General features: G+C 66.3%; 19 protein-coding genes. 6 read left to right on the plus strand and 13 right to left on the minus strand.

The window, feature by feature from the left end; genetic code table 11:
• The first annotated feature begins 250 nt into the window (after nucleotides 1-250).
• A complete protein-coding gene (locus HAV18_RS05700) occupies nucleotides 251-724 on the plus strand; it encodes a VOC family protein (protein ID WP_166953613.1) in 474 nt (157 codons plus the stop codon).
• Nucleotides 725-893: 169 nt separating this feature from the next.
• Here the strand turns inward: HAV18_RS05700 and HAV18_RS05705 are convergent, their stop codons facing one another.
• The 3 genes from HAV18_RS05705 to HAV18_RS05715 form a co-directional block, all read right to left on the minus strand.
• Nucleotides 894-1,685 carry an AadA family aminoglycoside 3''-O-nucleotidyltransferase gene (locus tag HAV18_RS05705; protein ID WP_166953615.1) on the minus strand — a complete coding sequence of 264 codons (792 nt, stop codon included), beginning with the start codon at nucleotides 1,683-1,685 and terminating at the stop codon, nucleotides 894-896.
• A gap of 129 nt (nucleotides 1,686-1,814) precedes the next feature.
• Nucleotides 1,815-2,084: a hypothetical protein gene (locus tag HAV18_RS05710; protein ID WP_166953617.1), complete on the minus strand. Its 270-nt coding sequence runs from the start codon at nucleotides 2,082-2,084 to the stop codon at nucleotides 1,815-1,817.
• Between the two features lie 24 nt (nucleotides 2,085-2,108).
• Nucleotides 2,109-2,558: an HU family DNA-binding protein gene (locus HAV18_RS05715; RefSeq protein WP_122949246.1), complete on the minus strand. Its 450-nt coding sequence runs from the start codon at nucleotides 2,556-2,558 to the stop codon at nucleotides 2,109-2,111.
• Nucleotides 2,559-2,815: 257 nt separating this feature from the next.
• On the opposite strand from HAV18_RS05715, the gene HAV18_RS05720 reads away from it, so the two are divergent.
• Nucleotides 2,816-3,934, plus strand: coding sequence for an acyltransferase (locus HAV18_RS05720; protein ID WP_166953619.1), 1,119 nt, complete (start codon nucleotides 2,816-2,818; stop codon nucleotides 3,932-3,934).
• Between the two features lie 394 nt (nucleotides 3,935-4,328).
• Here the strand turns inward: HAV18_RS05720 and galU are convergent, their stop codons facing one another.
• Both galU and HAV18_RS05730 read right to left on the minus strand, forming a co-directional pair.
• Nucleotides 4,329-5,216 (minus strand): UTP--glucose-1-phosphate uridylyltransferase GalU, encoded by an 888-nt coding sequence (galU, locus tag HAV18_RS05725; RefSeq protein WP_166953621.1) that lies wholly within the window; start codon nucleotides 5,214-5,216, stop codon nucleotides 4,329-4,331.
• A gap of 230 nt (nucleotides 5,217-5,446) precedes the next feature.
• Nucleotides 5,447-5,590, minus strand: a complete 144-nt coding sequence (locus tag HAV18_RS05730; RefSeq protein ID WP_006479318.1) for a hypothetical protein — start codon at nucleotides 5,588-5,590, stop codon at nucleotides 5,447-5,449.
• Nucleotides 5,591-5,807: 217 nt separating this feature from the next.
• Here HAV18_RS05730 and HAV18_RS05735 point away from each other — a divergent pair, with 217 nt between their 5' ends.
• Nucleotides 5,808-6,983, plus strand: coding sequence for an acyltransferase (locus tag HAV18_RS05735; RefSeq protein ID WP_166953623.1), 1,176 nt, complete (start codon nucleotides 5,808-5,810; stop codon nucleotides 6,981-6,983).
• 708 nt (nucleotides 6,984-7,691) lie between these two features.
• Here HAV18_RS05735 and HAV18_RS05740 read toward each other — a convergent pair.
• The 3 genes from HAV18_RS05740 to HAV18_RS05750 are packed head-to-tail and all read right to left on the minus strand — an operon-like array spanning nucleotide 7,692 to nucleotide 13,850.
• Entirely contained in the window at nucleotides 7,692-10,154 is a 2,463-nt protein-coding gene (locus tag HAV18_RS05740; protein WP_166953626.1) for a glycosyltransferase family 4 protein, read from the minus strand.
• Nucleotides 10,151-11,617 (minus strand): oligosaccharide flippase family protein, encoded by a 1,467-nt coding sequence (locus tag HAV18_RS05745; protein ID WP_166953628.1) that lies wholly within the window; start codon nucleotides 11,615-11,617, stop codon nucleotides 10,151-10,153. Before HAV18_RS05745 ends, HAV18_RS05740 begins: the two co-directional genes overlap by 4 nt.
• A gap of 40 nt (nucleotides 11,618-11,657) precedes the next feature.
• Nucleotides 11,658-13,850, minus strand: a complete 2,193-nt coding sequence (locus HAV18_RS05750) for a hypothetical protein (protein ID WP_166954153.1) — start codon at nucleotides 13,848-13,850, stop codon at nucleotides 11,658-11,660.
• 498 nt (nucleotides 13,851-14,348) lie between these two features.
• Between HAV18_RS05750 and HAV18_RS05755 the strand changes: the two genes are divergently transcribed.
• Genes HAV18_RS05755 through HAV18_RS05765 form a run of 3 tightly spaced genes read left to right on the plus strand, consistent with a single transcriptional unit; the run spans nucleotide 14,349 to nucleotide 17,449 of the window.
• Nucleotides 14,349-15,413 carry an acyltransferase gene (locus HAV18_RS05755; RefSeq protein WP_166953630.1) on the plus strand — a complete coding sequence of 355 codons (1,065 nt, stop codon included), beginning with the start codon at nucleotides 14,349-14,351 and terminating at the stop codon, nucleotides 15,411-15,413.
• Nucleotides 15,414-15,444: 31 nt separating this feature from the next.
• The gene (gene gmd, locus HAV18_RS05760; protein WP_166953632.1) at nucleotides 15,445-16,491 is read left to right on the plus strand and encodes a GDP-mannose 4,6-dehydratase; all 1,047 of its coding nucleotides are present in this window, start codon (nucleotides 15,445-15,447) and stop codon (nucleotides 16,489-16,491) included.
• Nucleotides 16,478-17,449, plus strand: a complete 972-nt coding sequence (locus HAV18_RS05765) for an NAD-dependent epimerase/dehydratase family protein (protein WP_166953634.1) — start codon at nucleotides 16,478-16,480, stop codon at nucleotides 17,447-17,449. The genes gmd and HAV18_RS05765 overlap by 14 nt, the downstream gene beginning before the upstream one ends.
• Before the next feature lie 108 nt (nucleotides 17,450-17,557).
• Here HAV18_RS05765 and HAV18_RS05770 read toward each other — a convergent pair whose 3' ends face one another.
• The 5 genes from HAV18_RS05770 to folC form a co-directional block, all read right to left on the minus strand.
• On the minus strand, nucleotides 17,558-18,748 hold the full coding sequence (locus HAV18_RS05770) for an O-succinylhomoserine sulfhydrylase (RefSeq protein ID WP_166953636.1): 1,191 nt from the start codon (nucleotides 18,746-18,748) through the stop codon (nucleotides 17,558-17,560).
• A 246-nt stretch (nucleotides 18,749-18,994) separates the two neighbouring features.
• Nucleotides 18,995-20,527: an amidophosphoribosyltransferase gene (purF, locus tag HAV18_RS05775; RefSeq protein WP_166953638.1), complete on the minus strand. Its 1,533-nt coding sequence runs from the start codon at nucleotides 20,525-20,527 to the stop codon at nucleotides 18,995-18,997.
• A gap of 51 nt (nucleotides 20,528-20,578) precedes the next feature.
• Nucleotides 20,579-21,073 (minus strand): CvpA family protein, encoded by a 495-nt coding sequence (locus HAV18_RS05780; RefSeq protein ID WP_166953640.1) that lies wholly within the window; start codon nucleotides 21,071-21,073, stop codon nucleotides 20,579-20,581.
• Nucleotides 21,074-21,079: 6 nt separating this feature from the next.
• On the minus strand, nucleotides 21,080-21,925 hold the full coding sequence (locus HAV18_RS05785; protein WP_166953642.1) for an SPOR domain-containing protein: 846 nt from the start codon (nucleotides 21,923-21,925) through the stop codon (nucleotides 21,080-21,082).
• Nucleotides 21,926-21,954: 29 nt separating this feature from the next.
• The gene (gene folC / locus HAV18_RS05790) at nucleotides 21,955-23,265 is read right to left on the minus strand and encodes a bifunctional tetrahydrofolate synthase/dihydrofolate synthase (protein ID WP_166953644.1); all 1,311 of its coding nucleotides are present in this window, start codon (nucleotides 23,263-23,265) and stop codon (nucleotides 21,955-21,957) included.
• Between the last annotated feature and the right edge of the window lies 1 nt (nucleotide 23,266).

Consider the following 23,266-nt stretch of genomic DNA (forward strand, 5'->3'; position numbering starts at 1 on the left):
CCCGAAGCACCCGATGCGCGTCACCCGTCCGGCAGCGGCACCTGATGGCTGCAATGCGCCGGAAACGCGGGTTCCCGATGCCAGGCTCTCTCGCTGTGTGTGCGCCGGACGACTACCATCCGCACTGTCGGTGCCACGGATCCGGAGCGACGGCCGTTCGCCCCGGCGTGTCGATTTCGACGGCCTTCATCCGTCGCATCGAGGTCGGCACGCGATTTGCGCCCCGGCCCATACAGACAGGAGATTCGCCATGACGATTCAGAAGATCACGCCTTTCCTCTGGTACGCGGCGGAAGCCGAAGAAGCCGCAACCTTCTATGCAGGCATCTTTCCGGATTCGCGCGTCGTGCGCGTCACGGCGGTGCCCGGCACCGACGGCACGCGGATGGTCGAGTTCGAGCTGTTCGGGCAGCCGTTCTTCGCGATGAGCCACCCGCGCACCGACACCTTCAACCACGCGATCTCGCTGCTGGTCAGCTGCGCCGACCAGGCGGAACTCGACCGTTACTGGAACGCGCTGCTCGACAACGGCGGCTCGGCCGACGCCTGCGGCTGGCTGAGAGACCGCTACGGCGTGTCGTGGCAGATCGTTCCGGAAGCGCTGATCCCGATGATGTCCGACCGCGACACCGTCAAGGCCGCGCGCGTGGCCGCCGCGATGATGCAGATGATCAAGCTCGACGACGCCGCGCTGAAGGCCGCCTACGCGGGCACGGCGGGCTGACGAAACGCGGCCCATCACGCCACGCCGGCCCGATCGCGCGCCAGTGCGCCGACGGGCGTCCCGTTCGGCGGCATGCGTATGCGGCTACCGCGAACTTGCGCGCGGCCATCGGGATGCGGGCTCGCAGGCAGGTTACGTTCGCCGCATCCGCCGCTACGTCGCTACGTCGCTACGTCGCCAGCATCGATTCGACGATCCGCCGCGTATAGCCGATATACGCGGCGAGGGGTTCACCCGACAGGATCGCCGCACCTTCCGCGCCGCCGAGATAGGCGGTGCGCGCCGCCGCTACGACGGGCCGGTACGTTTCCGGCAGACGCTCCAGCACCCATGTCGCGGCGACGTCCTTGGGCGCGATCCTGCCGGTCGCGGCGCTGTACCAGATGCGCGCGAGCGCGAGCACCACGTTGCACGCGTCGCCGCGCCAATCCGGTTCGGCATTCCACTGCGCGACGGTCGCCAGCAGCGCGACGACGAAATCCCGCGCGGGCACCGGCTTGAACAGCGCAACCGCCGGCGCGCCGGCCAGCACGACACTGTGCTGTCGCACCTTCGTCAACAGGATCGCCAGATCGTGATCGACGAGCGCCGGCTCGACGATGCCGGCTTCGAGGTCGCGACGCAGCCACTCGCCGAACTGCAGTTCGCGCCGCGCCGGATGACGCCATGGCACGATTTCGTCGTGCGCGACGACGGTCACTTCCAGTGCGCGCATGCCGCCTGCGCGGCCGGGCGGCGCCGACACCGCGAGCAGGTCGAGCATCAGCGCACGCCGCGCCGGCTCGTCGGGCCGGGCCGACACCGTCGCCAGCAGGTCGATGTCGCTGCGCGGTTTCAGCCCGCCGTCGAGCGCCGAGCCGAACAGGTGGATCGCCTTCAGCGTCGCACCGGCATGCCGCTCGATCGTGTCGCACGCGGCGGCGACCTGGGCGGTGATTTCGTCGGGAATGTGTTCAGTCACGATGCGTGTGTCTCGCGATGCGCACGCAGCGGGCGCTGCGCGCGCGACGGGCCGCGGCGGATCGACCGCGCGCACGGGTGACGATTGCCATTCGTCGTCGTGCAGGCGCGACACGTCATCCAGCGTGCGTCACGCGTCGAGGCGGACCCTCCGCCAATTCGCTTCTTCGCTTCTTCGCTTCTTCGCTTCTTCGTTTCTTCGTTTCTTCGTTTCTTCGTTTCTTCGTTTCTTCGCTTCTTCGCTTCTTCGCTTCTTCGCTTCTTCGCTTCTTCGCTTCTTCGCTTCTTCGCTTCTTCGCTTCTTCGCTTCTTCGCTTCCGCGCGATTTGCGCAGCGCAATAAAAATCCCCGCACGCTTTCGCGTACGGGGATCGTCGGACTTCGCAACGGCTGCCGACATGCAATCGGCAACCGCTGCGCGGCATTACGCTGCCGCGTCCTTCAGCTTCTTCAGCGCACGTGCCTTCACGCGCACGCTGGCCGGCTTCGCCGGGAACCAACGCTCTTCGCCCGTGAACGGATCCTTGCCGAAGCGCTTCTTCTTCGCCGGAACGACTTGTGCCGTGATCTTCAGCAGACCCGGCAGCGTGAACTCGCCCGCGCCCTTCTTGTGGACCGAGCCGAGCACGACGTTCTCGAGTGCGACGAGCACTGCCTTGACCGCCTTCACTTCGACAGCTGCGCGCTCAGCGATGTGCGTTGCGAGCGATGCCTTCGTGAACTTGTCCTTCAGCGGCGTCGGAGCGGCCGGTGCCGCCTTCGCGACAACCTTCTTGGCCACTACTTTCTTCGCGGGCGCAGCCTTTTTTGCAGCCACTTTCTTGGTGACCGGTGCGGCAGCCTTCTTGGCCACCTTTTTTGCGGAAGTCGCCATGTTTCTCCTACCAGGTGTGGTCGTTGGATACACGAAGCGTGCAACGCGCGCGCTTCAACGCCGGATTCTACAAGCGCCGTGACGCTTCGTGCAGTACTTTTATGCGTTTTCGCGGGGTTTCCCGCAGGTTTTTTTGCATGCGACCGATTTCATCGACGCTCCAGCATCAAAAAACGCCTTCACGTAGGCACCCGAACGCGAATTACGTTCGATATTTGCGCACCTATACTGGGCTCGCTCTATGCCCGGATGCCTCCATGCGCGAAGCCAGATACGTCAAAGGACTCGACGGCCTGCGAGCCCTAGCCGTCATCCTCGTTTTCCTGTCCCACAAGGGCCATGTCCTTGCCGTCGACGTCGGCAAGCTTGGCGTGTGGACGTTTTTCCTCATCAGCGGATTCCTGATCGTCGGCGAGTTGCATCGCAACCGCCAGGCGGTCGAGTGCGGCGCCATGACGCGCCGCCATGCGCTCGCGCTGTTCCTCGCGAAGCGCGCGCTGCGGATCTTTCCCGTGTATTACCTGCTGCTCGCCGCGCTCGCGATCGCGCACGCGCTGTTCTACCAGCGCGGCGTCAATCTCGGCCTCGCGTGGCACGCGGTGTTCCTGTCGAATTACTGGATCGGCGTCGTGAAGGACGGCTGGCCGGGCTCCACGTCGCACTTCTGGAGCCTCGCGGTTGAACAGCAGTTCTATCTGATCGCGCCGCTCGCACTGCTCGCGGTGCCCGCCGCGCGACACGTCGCGCTCGGCGTCGCGGCGGTCGTGCTGTGTGCGCTCGCGCATCTCGCGCTCTACCTGTGCGACGCATCGCCGGTGCTGATCTACGCGTTTTCTCCGTGGAATTTCGCGTTGATCGCGCTCGGCGGCGTCGGTGCGATGGTGCTCGCCGAACGCGGCACGGCCGCCGTGCGCCGCGTTCCGCCCGGCTGGCTCGGCGCGGCAGGCGTCGTGTTCTTCCTCGTGCTGCCCGCATGCACGGCATTGCCGGACGCGATCGCGGGGCTCGCGGATCTCGGCCTGTCCGCATCGCTCGGCGCGCTGCTGCTGTGGATCGTCAGCGAACCCGAGCATCCGGTCGTGGCACTGCTCGACTGGGCGCCGCTCGTCTATCTCGGCACGATCAGCTACGGCTTCTACCTGTTCCACAACCTGATTCCGACGCGTTTCGGCGTGCTGCCCGCGCACTTCGCGCACATGGCCATACCGGAAATCGTCCGCGAAACGCTACCCGAGATGCTGCAGTTCGCACTCGCCGTGCTGCTCGCGCACTTGTCGTGGCGCTATCTCGAAAAACGGCTGCTCGACTTCAAGAAGCCGGTCGCCGCAATGCTGGCCCGGCGTTTCGTCGCACGGCCGAGCACGTCGGCACGTTGAACACCACACGGATGCGGATACGATCGAACCGGGAAACCGCGATTCAGGCCACACCGGGACGCTGACACTCGACCAGCGTGGTGTCGCGTCATCGACCGGCGCCGGCAGCACCGGTACGGTCACGAACGTCGATGTGCATCGCGCAACCGAACCGCTGCGGCGGCCGCCCGGTCGGCCGCTTCGGCACCGGTTTCAGGCGTGACGTCCATTCTTGCCAGCGCGCCCCGCTCCACCCGCGGCACCGCTCGCGAAGCAAACCCGCCACGGCACAGACGCCGACGACGCGCACCACGATCACGCATCCGCGCACCCGCACACGCAAAAAAGCCCCGGCGCGCGAGCGGCCGGGGCCAACGGAACAACCACCACCTGAAACAACGGAGCGCGCAGCTGCTTATGCGACAGCAGCCAGCGCGGGCAAACAGGTACGCAGGTAGGCCTCGAATTCGCGGCTCACTTCCGGATGCTGGAGTGCGAGCTCGACGGTGGCCTTGAGATAGCCGATCTTGCTGCCGCAGTCGAAGCGCGTGCCGAAGTAGCGATACGCGAGCACCTGCTCGTTCGCGAGCAGCGACTGGACCGCATCGGTCAGCTGCAGCTCGCCGCCGGCGCCCGGCTTGAGCTTGCGCAGGTGATCGAAGATCGTCGGCATGAACACGTAGCGGCCGACCACGCCGAGATTCGACGGTGCATCCTCGGGCGCGGGCTTCTCGATGATGCCCGACAGCTTGATGATGTCCTCTTCCCATTCGCGGCCTTCGACGACTCCGTACGAACGGCTGTCGTCGCGCGCGATCGTCTCGACCCCGATCACCGAGCTGTGATAGTGGTCGAACACGTCGACGAGCTGCTTCAGCACCGGCTGTTCGCCGTGCAGCAGGTCGTCGGCGAGGATCACCGCGAACGGCTCGCCGTGCACCAGCTTCTCCGCGCACAGCACCGCGTGGCCGAGGCCGAGCGCTTCCGGCTGGCGCACGTAGAAGCAGTTGACGTGGCTCGGCTTGATGCCGCGCACGAGCTCGAGCAGCTTTTCCTTGCCGCGCGCCTCGAGTTCGGCCTCGATCTCGTACGACTTGTCGAAGTGATCCTCGATCGCCCGCTTGCTGCGCCCGGTGACGAAGATCATCTCGGTGATACCGGCGTTGATCGCTTCCTCGACCGCGTACTGGATCAGCGGCTTGTCGACGACGGGCAACATTTCCTTCGGGCTCGCCTTCGTTGCCGGGAGGAACCGCGTGCCGAGACCGGCAACGGGGAACACGGCCCTGGTGACTTTCAACATGTTCGCATCCTGATTGCGTTGACTGCGCCGCGTCGACCAGCGACCCGACGCGATTGTGTTCCGAACGGCATATCGAGAATCGACGGTACTGCCAATTCGACTCCGTTCATTATCGATATGGACTGATTGCCCAATGATTCCGGAAAAAATATAATCCTTTCAACCCGGTCGATATTGCCGGACCGAGTGCCGAAGCAGAAACAAATTACCGATTTTCCAGATACAAATTCTTACGATTCGAATTCCTCGATATAGGGCACGCCGCCCCGTTCGAGACCCGGGCGAATCGGTTCGTTCTTCAGCGCCTCGCGGTACGCCGACAGCACGGCCATGACCAGCAGTACTGCAGCGCTCGCGATCCAATGCATGTCCATCTTGCCGCTCCTTGCATCAATCAACTGGAGCTTCAAACTATCAGAAAAAAATCGGTAAATAATTGACCCGCCTCGTGGAACCGCTTTCGAAACTCGATAAAACCATGATGTGGAATACCGATATTTCCCGGCGATATTTTTTTATTCATTGATCGAATTCTTGCGCATTACGATTGGATGAAACTTCCCGTCCATCCGTCGCAAGGAATCGAATCGCATGCAAGCTTTCAGCGGATCGTCTCTGGCCGCGCCGCCCGTTGCCGACCACAAGGAACACGTGATCGACGCGATGCGCGGCTTCGCGGCGCTGCTCGTCGCGTATTTCCACTGCCGCCAGGTCGTCTGGGTCGGCATGCAGAGCTTCCATCACGCTTACGGCCATGCGCTCAACCCGAGCGCGATCGCCGGCTACCTGACCTTCCCGTTCGCGTGGGGTTCCGCCGGCGTGCCGATCTTCTTCGTGATCAGCGGCTACTGCATCCACCGCAACGCGGCGCTCAAGCTCGCGGCCGATCCCGCGTACCGGCTCGACGCGCCGAACTTCTGGGTGCGCCGGTTCGCACGCATCTACCCGGTACTGCTCGCCGCGCTGCTGTTCACGCTCGCGCTCGACTCGGTCAGCCTGCAGATCGAGCCCGTCAGCCACAAGATCCGTGACGTCGGCCTCGTCGCGTTCCTCGTGAACCTGTTCTCGCTGCAGGGCGTCGCCGGCTACACGTACGGGTCGAACGGCGCGCTGTGGACGCTGTCGCTGGAAGTGCAGTTCTACGCGATCTACCCGCTGCTGTTCGCGGTACGCCGACGCATCGGCATGCCGGCGGTCGTGGCCGCGGTCGCGCTCGTCAACGTCGCATCGGCGTGGCTGCTCGAACGGCACGACCTGCAGTTCTTCACGTCGTACTGGCTGTCCTGGACGATCGGCGCGTGGATCGCCGACGTCCGTGCACAGCCGCCGCGCGGCGCGACCGCCGTGCCGTCGCGCGCGTGGTATGGCGCGGCAGCCGTGCTGCTAGCTGCCGGCTGCGGCGCGTTCCATTTCGGCCAGTACGGCGCGTTCCAGCTCTGGTCGGCCGGCTTCGCGTGCTTCCTGTACCGCGCGCTCGCCCGACCGCCACGCGCGACGCCGCCGCTGCGCGTGCTGGGCTGGTTCGGCGACTTCAGCTATTCGCTGTACCTGATCCACCTGCCGCTGTTCGTCTGCCTCGGCTCGGTGCTGTTCCATTCCGAGCTGCAGTTGTCGATCTGGCCGTCATTCGCGTTCATGGCCGCCGCGATCCCGGTCGCGTACCTTTTCTACCGGATGTTCGAACGGCCCGCGATGACGTGGTCGGCCAGCTTCAAGCCGACCCGCCCCACACGCGTCGTCGCGCCGGCGCCCGAACGGGCCGCCTGATCCGGCCGGCCCGGTTTCCCGAGCCCCCGCGCGGCGTCCCGCCGAGCGGGGGCTTTTTCATGGCCTGAGCGCGCCGGCACGCCGGGTTGACGCGGATGGGCAGGCCTCCGGCGTCGGGCCGCGCCACGACCCGCATGGGCCGTCCTCGACGGGCTTTCGCCATGCGGACTGCCTGGGCGCCGCCTTCTTGCGCTGCCTTCTTGCGCTGCCTTCTTGCGCTGCCTTCTTGCGCTGCCTTCTTGCGCTGCCTTCTTGCGCTGCCTTCTTGCGCTGCCGTCTTGCGCTGCCGTCTTGCCCTGCCGTCTTGCCCTGCCGTCTTGCGCTTCCTACTCATGCTGCCTTCTCGCATTGCCTTCCCGCATTGCCTTCCCGCATTGCCTTCCCGCATTGCCTTCCCGCGTTGCCTTCCCGCATTGCCTTCCCGCATTGCCTTCCCGCATTGCCTTCCCGCATTGCCTTCCCGCATTGCCTTCCCGCATTGCCTTCCCGCATTGCCTTCTCGCGTCGCCTTCTCGCGTCGCCTTCTCGCGTCGCCTTCTCGCATTGCCCACCGCTCCCCCCAATCGGCAATCGTTCAAGCACGCGCCCGCCAGGCCACGCAACAACCTGCCGACCACGCGCCCGACCAAGCCCCTCGCTGAAAAACAAAGCCCCCACGCAGCGCATCGCCGCATGGGGGCCAGCTTCCGGAGCGGCTCGCGCCGGCTACTACTTCTTCGCCTTCGCGGCCTTCGCCGTATCCGAGAGAATCTTCTCGACGCGCTCCACATAGGTCTCGGTTCCGAACCGGCGCACCGCCGTCGCCCGCCCGCTCGCGACGAGCCGCTCGCGCAGCGCGCCGTCGCGCTTCAGCGTATTCAGCGCATCGGCCAGCGCGGCTGCGTCGCCCGGCGCGCAGAGCAGCCCGTTGTCGCCGTCCTCGATGATCTCTACGACGCCGCCCGCGCGGGCCGCGACGACCGGCCGGCGCGCGAGCATCCCCTCGACGATCACCCGCCCGAACGGCTCCGGCGTGATCGACGTGTGCGCGACGACGTCGACCGCCGTCATGCACGCGGCCACGTCGCGCTGGAACCCGAGAAAATGCACGCGCTCGCCCATCCCGTGCCGGGCGACGTATTCGTGCAGCTGCGCGGCGTATTCGTCCTCGCCGAACAGCGGCGCGCCGACCAGCACCACGTGCATGTCGGGATGCCGCGCGGCGGCCTCCAGCAGCACGTGCTGCCCCTTCCAGCGCGCGAGGCGGCTGAACGAGCCGACGAGCCATGCGCGCTCGGGCAACCCCAGCCGCGCGCGCAGCGCGGCCTGGCTGACGCCCTCCAGCGCATCGAACGGCTCGGCCGAAATGCCGTTGAACACGACGTCGACGTGCTGCGGCGTGAATCCCGTCAGCGCACGGAACGCCTGCGCAGACGCGTCGGAGTTCGCGATCACGCGCGTGACGCCGAGCCGCGCGCAGTACTTGATCGCCAGCAGCTGCTTGCTGCCGAAATGGTCGGTGCTGACGATGTCGCGCAGGTGCCACACCACCGGCTTGCGCGCGAGCCGCCCGGCCAGCGCGGCGACCACCATCGCGCGCTGCGTGTTCGCGTAGATCACCTCGGCGCGGCGCGCGCGGCGCGCGACATCGCGCACCAGCCGCACGAGCTGCTTCACCGCGCCGACCGACACGCCACCCTGCTTGCGCACGCCCGCGAGCGCACCCTGGTCGACCACGTCGACGCGCGCGCCGATCTCGTCGAGCGCCGCACGGAACGGGCCGTCGTCGAACAGCAGCACGTCGGCGTTCGCGCGCATGTGCTTCATGATCTCGAGCAGCGACAGCTCGGCACCGCCAAGCACGCCGCTCTGGTCGAGCACGAGCGTCGCCGGGCCACGCGCGGCCGGCATCCGTGCGATCGCCGTACCGCGCTGCGCGGTCGAGCCGGGCAGCGCGACTTCCACGTAGTCGAGAAAGCGCCGCCGGAACGTATCGGCGGAAAACCGCGCCGCGTTCGCGCGGCATGCATCCGGCGTGAAGCGTTGCGGCGCCCGCTCGAAATCGTCGACTGCCGCGACGATCGCGTGCGGCGTCTGTTCGTCGAAAAAGAGCCCCGTCGGATTCAGGTTCGACTGCGGGTCGAGCACGGTTTCGAGCGCGCCGCCCTTGCCGTACGCGATCACGGGCGTGCCGCAGGCCTGCGCCTCGACGACCGAGATCCCGAAATCCTCCTCGGCCGCGAACACGAACGCCTTCGCGCGCCGCATCCGGTCGTGCAGCACCGCGAACGGCTGGTAGCCCATGATCTCGACGTTCGGGCCGGCTTTCGCGCGGATCTTCTGCATCTCGGGGCCGTCGCCGATCACGACCAGCTTGCGCTCCGGCGTCTTCGAGAACGCCTCGACGATCAGGTCGATCTTCTTGTAAGGCACCATCCGCGACGCGGTCAGGTAGAAATCGTCCTTCTCCGCGTTCAGCGAAAACGCGTCGACGTCGACCGGCGGGAAGATCACCGCCGCATCGCGGTGGTAGACCTTCCTGATGCGCCGCGCGATGAACGCGGAGTTCGCGACGAAGCCGTCCACCGCGTTCGCGGTGCGCGTGTCCCAGTTGCGGATGTAGTGCAGGATCATCCGCGCGAGCAGCGATTTCGGCCCGTGCGTGAGGTTCGACTGTTCCAGGTACTGGTGCTGCAGGTCCCATGCGTAGCGGATCGGCGAATGCACGTAGCTGATGTGCACCTGGTCCGGCCCCGTCAGCACGCCCTTCGCGACCGCGTGGCTGCTCGAAATCACCAGGTCGTACTCCGACACGTCGAGCTGCTCGATCGCGAGCGGCATCAGCGGCAGGTAGCTGCGGTACTTGGTGCGCGCGAACGGCAGCTTCTGGATGAACGACGTCGTCACCGGCTTGCCGCGCACGAACGCGCGGTCGTCGAGGAAATCGACGAGGCTGAACAGGTCGGCGTCGGGAAAACACGCGACGATCTGTTCGAGCACGCGCTCGGCGCCCGCATAGGTGACGAGCCAGTCGTGGACGATCGCCACGCGCAGCGTGCGCGCCGGGTGGCGCGTGCTGGCCCGTTCGGCCGGCAGCGCCCGGCGCAGCGCGGCAGCGTCGCCCGCTTCGGCCACGGCCGCATCGGCGGTGGAGAGATTCAGTACGGCGTGTTCCGCCAGATCGCGATTCATACGGTTTTCCTCGCATTGAGACGGACAAACAGGTCGCGCACGAGCGCGCGCAGCCCCGGCGTCATCGTGAGCGACCACGCGACGTTCAACAGCAGCACGACCGCGCACATGCCGATCGATTCGCCGAGCCCCGGCCACGCCTGCGCCAGGAACAGACTCGCCAGAAGGAAGACCAGGTGCGCCAGCATGTCGAGCACGATCGCGCGCATCCGGATCGCCGACAGGTAAAGCAGCACGCCGTAGTCGACGAACGCGCGCGCTGCGACGACCACCGCCGCACCGACCAGTCCGAAGTGATGGATGCCGAACCACAGGCTGCCGACGAAGAACGGCATCTGGACGAGCCCGGCAAATGCCGCGCGGGACGGATTGACCTGCGACTGGATCAGGATCCGCGTCACGCTCGCCTGGCCGACGAGCCACACGCTGATCACCAGCACGCGGCCGACGGGCGCCGAATGCGCGGCGAGATCCGCGCCGACCCACAGCGTGAGGAACGGTGCGAGCGCAAAGATCGCGACGATACCGACCGGCGTGAACACGCCGTTCAGGAATTCGAGCGACTGGCGCGCGAGCGTGTCCGCGTGATCGCGGCCGACCGCCGACAGGCGCGGGAACAGCGTGCGCACGAGCGCGTTCGGCAGCATGTTCAGCCGCGTGACGAGGTTCTGCGGCACCGTGTAGTAAGTGACGAACTTCGCGCCCATGCCGGCGCCGAGCATCACGCGGTCGAGCGTGTCGGCGATCATGCTCGTCGTGCTCGCGATCAGCATCCAGCCGCCGAAATTGAACAGCCCTTTCGCGGTGCCCCACTGCGGCGGATCGATGCGCCGGATCCCGAGCACCTTGATGCTGGCCTGGCCGAGCATCACCGCCGCGATCAGGCGCGCGACGACGGCCGCGGCAAGCACCGTCTGCAGGTTCGGCGCGATCCACCATGCGGCGGCGAGCGGCAGCAGCTGGAACAGGAACGTGCCGATCGTCTGGTTGGTGTTGAACACGCCGAACCGTTCGGCGCCGTTGATCGCGCCGGCGAACACCCACGACACGTTCGCGAGCGGAATCGCGAGCGCGAGCCACGGCAGCGCGAGATACACCTCGTGCTGCATCGCCGCCGATACCTTCGTGAAATACGCGGTGTAGATGAACGCGCCGAAATAGATCAGCAGCCCGCCCACGATGCCGGTGCCGAGGTTCAGCCAGAACGCGCTCCAGAACACGCGCGCGCTTTCGTCGTCGTTGCCGCTCGCGAGCGCCTTCGAGATGTGGTTCTGCGCGGCCATGCTCATCCCGAGATCGAGGATCCCGAAATAGCCGATCAGCGTCCACACGAGGCTGACGACGCCATAGCGTTCGACGCCGAGCGCGTGGATATAAGCGGGCACCGTCACCAGCGACACGAAGGTCGGCAGGATCAGCCCGACGAAGTTGATCGAAACGTTCTTGAGTATGCCTTTGTCCATGCTTATGCCTTGAGTGACAGCGACGACGGCGCGCCGCCCGTCACGGTTTCCAGCGATACATCAGCACCTTGCCGCGCGCGTCTTCCTCGACGAATACGAGGTATTCGCCGTTCTCGCGCCGGAACGCGCTGATGCCGAACGGCACGTCGACCCAGCCGGATGCCTTGCCGACCTCGGTGCCCGGGCTCATCACGCCCACTTCCTTGCCGGTGTCCTTGTCGTACACGTGGATCTTGCCGACCGGCTCCACCCCGAAGAGGTAGCGGCCCTCGACCGTGATCCCGATCAGGTCGAAGATCGGCTTCGCATCGAGCTGCCACGGCAGCGCGACCTGGTAGCGCACGACCGGCGAGCCCGTCGACCACTTGTCGAAGCGGATCAGCACGCGGCCCACTTCCTTGTTGATGCCCGGCTGCGGCGGTGCATCGGCCGTGTAACCGGTCACGTACAGCGTGTCCGTCTGCGCGTCGTAGATCGAGCGGCGCAGCTGCGTGAACGGCTGCGGCATCGGATAGGTCGTGACCTTGTCGTACGAGTAGATCGGGTTGCCGGCCTTGTCGACGCCGCCGTACTGGAAGCGGTGGATGCCGCGCACGTCGCTGGTGCGCCAGATGTCGCCCTTCGTGTCGACCCACCAGCCCCAGCCGCCGGCCTTCGCCTTGCCGGTCGTATTGAGCGTGAACTCGTCGGCGTCGAGCCGGCCGTTGCCGTTCGCGTCGCGCCACAGCCAGTCGCCGCCCGGCGGCTTGTTCGGCACGTTGTCGACCGGCCGCGCGCGGCCCGCGATCAGACTGGACGGAATCGCGACTTCGCCGTCGCGCTTCGCGTCGAAGCGGTAGATCTTCAGGTGATCGGCGTACATGTCGGTCAGGTACAGGAACGTGCGGCCGTCGAGGCGGCGCGCGATCGGCATGCCGGGCCACTGGTCCGTATGGAACACGGGGTCGTCCGGATACTTGAAGCGGTTCGACAGGAAGCCGACGTATTTCCAGTCCTGGCCCGGCGGCTTCGACAGGTCGAGCTCGAAGCGCTTGTTGCCCGTGTACACGCTGTTCGGCCGCGCGGGGTCGAGCCACGCGCCGTCGACGAACAGCAGCCCCTGCACTTGCCAGCGCAGCTTGCCCTCCGGCGTATAGCTTTCGAGCACCGCGCCGAGCCCCGCGCCGATCGTGTCGTGACGCGGCCCGATGCCGTTCATCGACACATAGATGTTGCCCGCGCGGTCGACGCCGACACCCGTCAGCCCGTTGAAACGCTGCGGCCCGGGCCGGCCCGGCACCGGGCCCGCGAAGATGCCGCCGCGCTCGCCGAGCGTGCCCGACTGCGCATAGCCCTTGCCGCCTTTCGAGAAGATCAGGATCTGCTGGCGCGGGCCGTTGTCCGCGACGAGCACACGCCCTTTCGCGTCGACTGCCACGTCCACCGCGTCGGTGCCTTCCGGCAGCGCGGGCACGTCGTCGAGCTTGCGGCCGTCGGCGCGCACGTGCACCAGGTGCGCGGGCCCCTTGATCGTGTCCGTGAGCAGCCACAGCGTGCCGTCGCCCGCGAGCGCGATGCGGCCCGGCTCGTGCACGGTCCACGTGCCCTTCTGCTGCATCGTCTCCGCGTCGTACACGTCCACCGCGTCGCGCGACGGGTTCGTCGCGAACAGCAGCTTGTCGTCGGCCGCGAGGCCGCCGACTTCCGCCTTCTGCTCGCCCACTTCCGAGCGCGCGGGAGCCGGCACCTCGTTCATCATCATGAAGCTCGCGGCCATCCGCGCGCGGCCGGCATCGGCACGCCCGCCAGGTGCCGCCTGCGGCGCCGCGCGGAACGGTGCGGGCTGCTTCATGTCGCCGATCGTGCGGCGCGAGATGCCGAACCACTGCTTGCCCTTGTCCGGCCAGATGCCGGGCGACTGCAGGTGGCCGCGCTCGTTGCCGACACCGATCGCGACGTACGCGTACTTGCTGTTCACGGCGATCGCGCTGCCGCCGAGGTTGCCCCAGCCGTGCGTACCGCCGGCGAAGCCGAGCATCTTCCCGTCCTGGTAGACACTCGCCTCGGCCCCGCTCTCGTCCCACGGCGCATTCGTATACACCTTGCCTTCAGGCGTCACCGCGATCGCGCGGATGTCGATCTGCGTCCAGCTGCCGTCGCCATAGCCGAATGTATTGCCGATCCACGACGTCGTCGCGGGCAACACCGTTTCGGCCGGCGCGGCGCTCGTCAGCAGCGTCGCGCATACCGTCATGCCTACCAGAATCAGACGTCGCAATGCGCTTCTCCAGACTTGATGCAACAGCGACCGGCACCGCCGCGGACTGCCGCCGGCACACCCTGTCGCTAAATAGGTTTCAAACGTCGCGATGCAGGTTACAAGCAAAAATAATCACAAGAAATTTGGAAATATTTGGGGATGTTTCCGCCTGAAATATCGAACCGGAACAGAGGTGCAAAGGCATCCAAAAACGGCAACAACGACCGCCTTTCGCTTTCCGGTGCGTAGAAAATGCCGCTTCGCGCCGCCTGCCGGGGCCTTCCGGGCGGCGACCTCTCATCCCGCGATCGAAATAATCGGCATTTGAATATTTGTCGTCAGATAAATGACGCGCGATTTTTTGCCGATTTCTTTTCCCTAGAATCGATTTCGATTCGATATTTCATTTAATGGCATGCATTACGTTCACGTTTACGCATCGGATGTGCGACACGCCCCGGCTCACGCCGCGCGTCGCGAAGGAGCGGCGCGATGACGGGCATCTCGCGATCCGCCGACCTGGCCCCGCCGCAACACGGCCGCATCGTGCAGCTCGACGGGCTGCGCGCGATCGCGGTGGGCGCCGTGTTCCTGCAGCACGCGCTGAAGGCGCCGCTCTGGATGGGCGTCGACCTGTTCTTCGTGCTGAGCGGCCTGCTGATCACCGGCATCCTGCTCGATCGCAAGGCGCGCGGGCAGTCGTACTTCAGCCACTTCTACGCACGCCGCGTGCGCCGCATCCTGCCGCCGTACGTGTTGCTGCTGGTGGTGTCGACGATCCTGTTCGGCGCGAGCTGGCTGCCGCACTGGCCGTGGTTCGCGTTCTTCTCGACCAACATCGGGCTGTCGCTCGGCAGCATTGGCCACGACAGCCTGAACGTGCTGTGGTCGCTCGCGGTCGAGGAGCAGTTCTATATCTTCTGGCCGTTCGTCGTGCTGTGGTGCTCGGAGCGCGCGCTGCTGTGGGTCGCCGCCGCGCTGATCGTCGCAGCCCCCGTGCTGCGCGCGATCGCGACGCCGTGGTTCGACTCGTTCTGGCCGATCTACTACCTGACGCCGTTCCGGATGGACCTGCTCGCAGCCGGCGCGCTGCTCGCGATCGTGCTGCGCCGCGACCGGCGCGCGCTGGAGCCGTTCTATCCGCTCGCGATCGTCGGCGCGCTCGTGTCGCTCGCGCTCCTCGGCTGGCTGCACCTGTCGTTCCCGCGCTTTCGCGCCGCGAACACGCCGCTGTCGAATGCGGCGCTCTACAGCATCTCCCTGCTGCTGTGCACGTCGATCGTCGTGATCGCGCTGCGCGGTCGCGGCCTCGTGCAGCGCGTGCTGACGAACCCGCTGCTCGTCTACGTGGGCACCGTCAGCTACACTGTGTACTTGGTCCACCTGAGCGTGCTGTATGCACTCTGGCCGCTGCGCCTGAACCGCTTCGTCACGGCCGCGCTCGCGCTTGCGATCACGCTCGCGTACGCGACCCTGAGCTGGTACGGCTTCGAACGGCGGCTGACGCGCGGCCCCGCACGCCGTGCGCTGCCGGCTGCCGCAAGCACGACCGCCTGAATTTCCCTTTCGCTTCTACCAGGACAACGCCATGAGCCAATCTCGTAAAAAGGCCATCATTACCGGAATCTCGGGGCAAGACGGCGCCTACCTGACCAAACTGCTGCTCGACAAGGGCTACGAGGTCACGGGCACCTATCGCCGCACCAGTTCGGTGAATTTCTGGCGTATCGCCGAGCTCGGCGTCGACACGCACCCGAACCTCACGCTCGTCGAACACGACCTGACCGACGCCGGCTCGAGCCTGCGCCTGCTCGAACGCACGCAGCCCGACGAGCTGTACAACCTCGCCGCGCAGAGCTTCGTCGGCGTGTCGTTCGACCAGCCGACGACGACCGCCGAAGTGACGGGCCTCGGCCCGTTGAACCTGCTCGAGGCGATCCGCGTCGTGAGCCCGAAAACGCGCTTCTATCAGGCCTCGACATCCGAGATGTTCGGCAAGGTGCAGGCGATTCCGCAGACCGAAACGACCGCGTTCTATCCGCGCAGCCCGTACGGCGTCGCGAAGCTGTACGCGCACTGGATGACGGTGAACTACCGCGAGTCGTACGGCCTGTTCGGCAGCAGCGGCATCCTGTTCAACCACGAATCGCCGCTGCGCGGCCGCGAGTTCGTCACGCGCAAGATCACCGACACCGTTGCGAAGATCAAGCTCGGCAAGGCGACCCGCCTCGAGCTCGGCAACCTCGACGCCAAGCGCGACTGGGGCTTCGCGCTCGAATATGTCGAAGGGATGTGGCGCATGCTGCAGGCCGACGAGCCCGACACCTACGTGCTCGCGACCAACCGCACCGAGACCGTGCGCGACTTCGTGCAGATGGCGTTCGCGGCTGCCGGCTACCAGATCGAATGGACCGGCAAGGGCGAGCAGGAACGCGGCATCGACGCGTCGAACGGCAACGTGCTCGTGGAAGTGAACCCGAAGTTCTACCGCCCTGCCGAGGTCGACCTGCTGATCGGCTGCGCCGACAAGGCCAAAGCCAAGCTCGGCTGGGAACCGAAGACGACGCTCGAACAACTTTGCCAGATGATGGTCGAAGCGGATTTGACGCGGAATCAACACCATGACACGTTCTGAAGCCGGACGCCCATCGCGCCGTGCGTTCGTCACGGGCCTGACGGGCTTCACGGGCCGCTACATGGCCGAGCGCCTGCAGGCAGCCGGCTATGAGGTCTGGGGCACGATCGCGCCCGGTGCGCCGCGGCCTGGCGATCCGGCATTCGCGCACTGCACGCTGCTGCCCGTCGACCTGCTCGACGCGCAAGCGGTGCGCGCGGCGGCCGCCGATGCCCGGCCCGATGCGGTCCTGCATCTCGCCGCGCGCGCGCATGTCGCGCAGGACGAGCCGTCGCAAACTTACGCGGTCAACATCGTCGGCACCCGCAACCTGCTGGCTGCGCTGGCGGGCCTCGATCGCCGCCCGTCGGCCGTGCTGCTCGCCAGCAGCGCGAACATCTACGGCAATTCGACGGCCGGCGTGCTCGACGAAACCGTCGCCCCCGCCCCGGCGAACGACTACGCGGTCAGCAAGCTCGCGATGGAATATGCGGCGAAGCTGTGGGCCGACCGGCTGCCGATCGTGATCGCGCGGCCGTTCAACTACACGGGTGTCGGCCAGAGCGATGCGTACCTGCTGCCGAAGCTCGTCGCGCACTATGCGCGCAACGAACCACGGATCTCGCTCGGCAACCTCGACGTGAGCCGCGATTTCTCCGACGTGCGCGACGTGACGGCTGCGTACCTGAAGCTGGTCGAAGCCGCGCCGGCCGGCGAGACGTTCAACGTGTGCTCGGAGCGCGCGTATTCGCTGAAGGAAGTGCTGGCGATGCTGTCGCGCATCGCCGGTTACGTGATCGACGTGACGATCGATCCGCGTTTCGTGCGGCACAACGAGGTGAAGAGCCTCTCCGGGTCGCGCGACAAGCTGCGGCGCGCGGTGGGCGAGCTACCCGTCACGCCGCTCGACGACACGCTGCGATGGATGGTGGAAGCGATGCGCAACGACGCGCACGCGGACGGACATCGCACCGGCTGAGCCGCGCGACTTCGTCGACACAAAAAACAAAGGGCCGTTCGCGCAAGCGAACGGCCCTTCGTCCATCGTCACGTCAAATCACGTCACGACATGCGTGACGTGCCGCGCTCAGCCTTCGAGCCCGCGCGCGAGATCCTTGCGCAGGTCGCCCGCATCTTCCAGGCCGACCGACAAGCGGATCAGCCCTTCGCTGATCCCCGCTGCCGCGCGCGCTTCCGGCGTGATGCGGCCGTGCGTGGTGGTCGCCGGATGCGTAATGGTCGTACGCGTGTCGCCGAGGTTGCCGGTGATCGAGATCAGCTTCGTGTTGTCGATCACGCGCCAGGCATTCGCGCGCTGCTGTTCGGGCGTGTCGCCCTTCAGCTCGAACGACAGGATCGCCCCGCCCGCTTTCTGCTGACGTTTCGCGAGTTCGTGCTGCGGGTGCGATTCGAGGCCCGGATGAAACACGCGCGCCACCGCCGGATGCGAATCGAGCCAGCGCGCAATCTCCAGCGCGTTCGCCGATTGCTTCTCGACGCGCAGCGACAGCGTCTCCATCCCCTTCAGCAGCACCCATGCGTTGAACGCCGACAGCGTCGGGCCCGCGCTGCGCACGAACGGGAACACCTTGCCCATGATGAATTCCTTCGAGCCGACCAGCGCGCCGCCGAGCACGCGGCCCTGGCCATCGAGGAATTTCGTCGCCGAGTGCATCACGACGTCCGCGCCGAGCTTCAGCGGCTGCTGCAGCACCGGGCTGCAGAAACAATTGTCGACGACGAACAGCGCGTTCGATGCCTTCGCGATCTTGCCGATCGCTTCGATGTCGGCGAGTTCGGTCAGCGGGTTCGACGGCGTCTCGAGGAAGAACATCTTCGTTTCCGCGCGCACGGCGTCCTTCCACGCGTTCAGGTCGGTCGGGTCGACGAAGGTCGTCGTGATCCCGAACTTGCTGAAGATCTGCGAGAACATCCCGAGCGTCGAGCCGAACAGGCTGCGCGAGCTGACGAGGTGGTCGCCGGCCTGCAGTGCGGCCATCACGACCGACATGATCGCGGCCATCCCCGATGCCGTCGCGATGCACGCCTCGCCGCCCTCGAGCGCCGCGAGACGGTCCTGGAACATGGTGACGGTCGGGTTCGTGAAGCGCGAATAGGTGAAGTAGTCTTCCGAATTCGCGAAGCGCTCGGCCGCGTCGGCCGCGCTCTGGAAGCAGAAGCTCGACGTGAGGAACAGCGCTTCCGAGTGCTCGTTGAAGTCGCTGCGCAGCGTGCCCGCGCGCACGGCAAGCGTGTCGAAGTTGAGGGAGTCGTCCATGTTCCGTTTTTCCGTATTCGATGGCCGCGCTGGTCGCGCGAACCCAGTCAAGACCAGGCCAAAACAAAAAGCCCGCTATGCGTCGGCATCAGCGGGCTTCGGTGCGGTACGACAGCGATCGACTCGGGCCGGTTGTCACCGGCCTTCGCTTTAGCTGTTTTGGGAAGTCGCCCCGCGTCCGCAAGCTGATATCAAATCGACGCAAGGCCACATCCTATCACGCTTCGTCAAAAGCGCGCGCCGGTGTCACTCGACCGACAACTGCAGGTTCATCTGCGAACGCTCGGTGTCGCCAGCCGTATCGCGATCGGCCTGCGATGCCGGCGCGAGACGCGCGCGCTCGATCGCATCGAGATACTCCGGCGTCACGTCGCCGGTGATGTAGTTGCCGTCGAAGCACGATGCCTCGAAGCGTTCGAGCTTCGGGTTGATGTCGCGCACCGCGCGGCGCAGGTCGTCGACGTCCTGATAGATCAGGTGGTCGGCGCCGATCATCTTCGCGACTTCTTCGTCGGTGCGGCCGTGAGCGACGAGCTCGCCGCGCGTCGGCATGTCGATGCCGTACACGTTCGGGAACTTCACGGGCGGCGCCGCCGACGCGAAGATCACCGACTTCGCGCCCGCATCGCGCGCCATCTGCACGATTTCATGCGAGGTCGTGCCGCGCACGATCGAATCGTCGACGATCAGTACGTTCTTGTCCTTGAACTCGATGCTCATCGCATTGAGCTTCTGGCGCACCGACTTCTTGCGCACGGCCTGCCCCGGCATGATGAACGTACGGCCGACGTAGCGGTTCTTGAAGAAGCCTTCGCGGTACTCGACGCCGAGCTTCGCGGCAACCTGCATCGCGGCCGGGCGCGACGAATCGGGAATCGGCATCACGACGTCGATCGGCACGTTCGGCAGTTCGCGCTTGATCTTCTCGGCGAGATAGTCGCCCATGCGCAGGCGGACGTTGTAGACCGGCACGCCGTCGAGGCACGAATCCGGACGCGCGAGGTACACGTATTCGAACATGCACGGATTCAGCGTCGGCTGCTCCGCGCACTGCTGGCTGTGGAAGTTGCCGGCCGGATCGATGAAGATCGCCTCGCCCGGCTGCACGTCGCGCACGAATTCGAAACCGATGCCTTCGACGGCCACCGACTCCGACGCGACCATCCATTCGGTGCCGTGCTCGGTCTCGAGCTTGCCGATGCACAGCGGACGGATGCCGAACGGGTCGCGGAACGCGAGCAGGCCGTAGCCGGCGATCAGCGACACGATCGCATACGAACCCTGCAGGCGACGATGCACGCCCGAGACCGCCTTGAACACCGACGCCGGATCGAGCTCGAGGCCCGTGGTCGACAGTTGCAGCTCGTGCGCGAACACGTTGAGCAGCACTTCGCTGTCGGAATTGGTGTTGATGTGCCGGCGATCGATCCGGAACATCTCGTCCTTCAGTTGCTGCCAGTTCGTCAGGTTGCCGTTGTGCGCGAGGATGATCCCGAACGGCGCGTTCACGTAGAACGGTTGCGCTTCGGCCTCGCTCGACGCCGAACCGGCCGTCGGGTAGCGCACCTGGCCGATGCCGTAGGTGCCGGGCAGGCTGCGCATGTTGCGCGTGCGGAACACGTCGCGCACCATGCCGTTCGCCTTGTACATGTGGAAATTGCTGCCGTCCACCGTCGCGATGCCCGCCGCGTCCTGACCGCGATGCTGCAGCAGCAGCAGGCTGTCATAGATCAGCTGATTGACCGGGGATTGGGAGATAACGCCTACGATGCCGCACATGGCATGTCCTTCAGAATGACAAAATCGGTTCCGTCCTGCCCGGCCGCGTCGTCACACGCGTACGTACTGGGCCATGCCGTCGGGCAGGAGCTGCTTCAGCTCGTGCACGCCCTGTTCGGCGAAAGGACGCAATAGCGCATTGCGCCAGAAATCCTGTTTGGGCAGTTCGGTCAGCCCGGCCGCCGCGACCAGCACCACCACCAGCACGCAGCCGCGGACGAGCCCGAACATCATGCCCAGCGAGCGGTCGACGCCGCCCAGGCCACTCGCCTGCGCGATCCGCGACAGCAGCGCGTTGGCGACACCGGCGACCAGCACGACGCCGATCACGAGCAGCGCGAAAGCGATCACCCACTGCGTCAGCGCGCCGCCCGGCCAGTTCGCCGGGATGTACGGCACGACCAGCCCGACGTAGCGGCCCGCGATCACGATCGCCGCAATCCAGCCGATCAGCCCGAATATTTCCGACACGAAGCCGCGCCACGCACCGCGCAGCGCCGACAACACGATCACCGCCAATACAGCGTAGTCGAAAGCCGTCAGCATCGTGCGTTACTGCGTCAGGCCGGCTTCGCGCACCTTCGCGATCGCGGCGGAAGCCGCCGCGCGATCCGCGAACGGACCGGCACGCAACAGTGTAGCCGTGCTGCCGTCCGACTGCTTGCGATGCTCGACATATGCGGGCACGCCCGCCGATTTCAACTTGGTGGCCCACGAACGGGCCGTCGCGTCGTCCTTGAACGAGCCGAGCTGCACCGCGAAGCGCGCACCGGCCGGCGATGCCGGCGACGATGCGTCGCCGCTGTCCGGGCTCGCGGCGTCGGCATTCGCGACGGCCGCAGGCGCGGGTGCGGGCTTCGGCGCAGCCGGCTTCGCCACCGGGGCAGCCGGTTTCGGCGCAGGCTTCGGCGGCGTCACGCTCGCCGTGGTCGTGTTATCGGGTTTCGCGGCCGGCTTGTCGGCGTCCTTCGGCACGGGGGCCGGCGCCGCCGCAACGGCGACATCGGATGCCGGCGGTTCGTCGTGCGCGACGCCCGCTTGCACATCGGATGCGTCATCGTCGCGCGGCGCGACCGCCTGGTGCGCAGGCCGGTTCGGAATGTCGATTGCAATGTCGTCCGTCACCGGCTTCGGGTGCGAATCGAGCACCATCGGCAGCACGATCACGGCTGCCACGACGAGCGCGATCGCACCGACGAGGCGACGGCGTGCGCGTTGCTTTTCTGGAAGGGTCGGATCGAGGAGCAGCGCGTCCGATTCCGGACGCTCGGTGCGGCGCGAGCGACGCTCGACGCGTTCAGTGGTGCGCTCCGTGCGCACGTTCCGGGAGGCCCCGGTGCGACCGCCGCGCCGCGGGGGCGCGTCGTCGTCTTTTTTACCGAACGAGAAAATTCCCATGAATGGCTGAGTCCGAAACTGCCCGTCAGTCAGTGTTGCTGCGATTTACGGTAGGCCAGCACGCCGGCAACCGTATGGAAACTGCCGAAAACCACGATTCTATCATTCTCGGATGCTCTTTTTAGTGCATCGCGAAACGCTTCGGCGGGCGACGTGTACCGCGTGACGCTCGAATCGGGCCCCTCCTCCACGCCGGCCTTGCGCAGCGCGGCTTCGAGCTGCTCCGCGGAAGCCGCGCGCGGCAGCGGCAGGTCGGTCACGCACCAGTGGTCAATCTCGCCCTTCAGGTGCTGCAGCACGCCGTCGATGTCCTTGTCGTGCATCGCGCCGAACACCGCGTACGTGTACGGGAAGAAACCCATGTTGCCGAGGTTCTGCTCGAGCACGGCCGATGCATGCGGGTTGTGCGCGACGTCCAGCACGATCGCCGGCTTGCCGGGCAGCACCTGGAAGCGCCCCGGCAGCTCGACGTTCGCGAGGCCGAGCCGGATGTCCTGCGCCGACACCGGCAGCACCGGCCGCAGCGCTTCGAGCGCGGCGAGCGCGGCCGATGCATTGATCAGCTGATTCGCGCCGCGCAGCGCCGGATACGCCAGCGACGGATAGCGCTTCTCGCGACCGAGGTAGCTCCACTGCTGGCGCTCCGCGCCTGCCTGCGCCTCGTAGCGGAAATCGCGGCCCACAAGCCACAGGTCGGCGCCGATCGCTTCGGCGTGGTCGATCAGCGTTTGCGGCGCGGCCGGATCGCCGCAGATCGCCGGCTTGCCGGCACGGAAGATCCCGGCCTTCTCGAAGGCGATCTTCTCGCGCGTGTCGCCGAGGTATTCGGTGTGGTCGATGTCGATGCTCGTGACGATCGCGCAATCGGTATCGATGATGTTCACCGCATCGAGCCGGCCGCCGAGGCCGACTTCGAGGATCACCGCGTCGAGCCCGCGCGAAGCGAACAGGTGCAGGATCGCGAGCGTCGTGAATTCGAAGTACGTGAGCGACACGGGCTCGGGCAGCGACGTGCGCGCGGCTTCGACGGCCTCGAAGTGCGGCAGCAGTTCGTCATCGGTGACGTTCTGCCCGTTCACGCGCGCCCGCTCGTTGAATTCGAGCAGGTGCGGCGACGTGTGGCAGCCGACCTTGTAGCCCGCGCGCACGAGGATCGTCTCGAGGAACGCGCAGGTCGAGCCCTTGCCGTTCGTGCCGCCGACGGTGATGACGGGACACGCGAATTCGAGCTGCAGCGCCGCCTTGACCTGCCCGATGCGGGTCAGGCCCATGTCGATGCCGACCGGGTGCGCGCGTTCGAGATGCGAAAGCCACGCGTCGAGAGTGGGAAAAGTGCTCATC

It is taken from the genome of Burkholderia sp. D-99 (genome assembly GCF_011605345.1).
Classification (GTDB): Bacteria; Pseudomonadota; Gammaproteobacteria; order Burkholderiales; family Burkholderiaceae; genus Burkholderia.

Bases quoted from the DNA above. Each gene is read 5' to 3' on its own strand.
- HAV18_RS05700 (WP_166953613.1), top strand. From the start codon at position 251: ATGACGATTCAGAAGATCACGCCTTTCCTCTGGTACGCGGCGGAAGCC.
- HAV18_RS05710 (WP_166953617.1), bottom strand. From the start codon at position 2,084: ATGTCGGCAGCCGTTGCGAAGTCCGACGATCCCCGTACGCGAAAGCGT.
- HAV18_RS05715 (WP_122949246.1), bottom strand. From the start codon at position 2,558: ATGGCGACTTCCGCAAAAAAGGTGGCCAAGAAGGCTGCCGCACCGGTC.
- HAV18_RS05720 (WP_166953619.1), top strand. From the start codon at position 2,816: ATGCGCGAAGCCAGATACGTCAAAGGACTCGACGGCCTGCGAGCCCTA.
- galU (WP_166953621.1), bottom strand. From the start codon at position 5,216: ATGTTGAAAGTCACCAGGGCCGTGTTCCCCGTTGCCGGTCTCGGCACG.
- HAV18_RS05730 (WP_006479318.1), bottom strand. From the start codon at position 5,590: ATGGACATGCATTGGATCGCGAGCGCTGCAGTACTGCTGGTCATGGCC.
- HAV18_RS05735 (WP_166953623.1), top strand. From the start codon at position 5,808: ATGCAAGCTTTCAGCGGATCGTCTCTGGCCGCGCCGCCCGTTGCCGAC.
- HAV18_RS05740 (WP_166953626.1), bottom strand. From the start codon at position 10,154: ATGAATCGCGATCTGGCGGAACACGCCGTACTGAATCTCTCCACCGCC.
- HAV18_RS05745 (WP_166953628.1), bottom strand. From the start codon at position 11,617: ATGGACAAAGGCATACTCAAGAACGTTTCGATCAACTTCGTCGGGCTG.
- HAV18_RS05750 (WP_166954153.1), bottom strand. From the start codon at position 13,850: ATGACGGTATGCGCGACGCTGCTGACGAGCGCCGCGCCGGCCGAAACG.
- HAV18_RS05755 (WP_166953630.1), top strand. From the start codon at position 14,349: ATGACGGGCATCTCGCGATCCGCCGACCTGGCCCCGCCGCAACACGGC.
- gmd (WP_166953632.1), top strand. From the start codon at position 15,445: ATGAGCCAATCTCGTAAAAAGGCCATCATTACCGGAATCTCGGGGCAA.
- HAV18_RS05765 (WP_166953634.1), top strand. From the start codon at position 16,478: ATGACACGTTCTGAAGCCGGACGCCCATCGCGCCGTGCGTTCGTCACG.
- HAV18_RS05770 (WP_166953636.1), bottom strand. From the start codon at position 18,748: ATGGACGACTCCCTCAACTTCGACACGCTTGCCGTGCGCGCGGGCACG.
- purF (WP_166953638.1), bottom strand. From the start codon at position 20,527: ATGTGCGGCATCGTAGGCGTTATCTCCCAATCCCCGGTCAATCAGCTG.
- HAV18_RS05780 (WP_166953640.1), bottom strand. From the start codon at position 21,073: ATGCTGACGGCTTTCGACTACGCTGTATTGGCGGTGATCGTGTTGTCG.
- HAV18_RS05785 (WP_166953642.1), bottom strand. From the start codon at position 21,925: ATGGGAATTTTCTCGTTCGGTAAAAAAGACGACGACGCGCCCCCGCGG.
- folC (WP_166953644.1), bottom strand. From the start codon at position 23,265: ATGAGCACTTTTCCCACTCTCGACGCGTGGCTTTCGCATCTCGAACGC.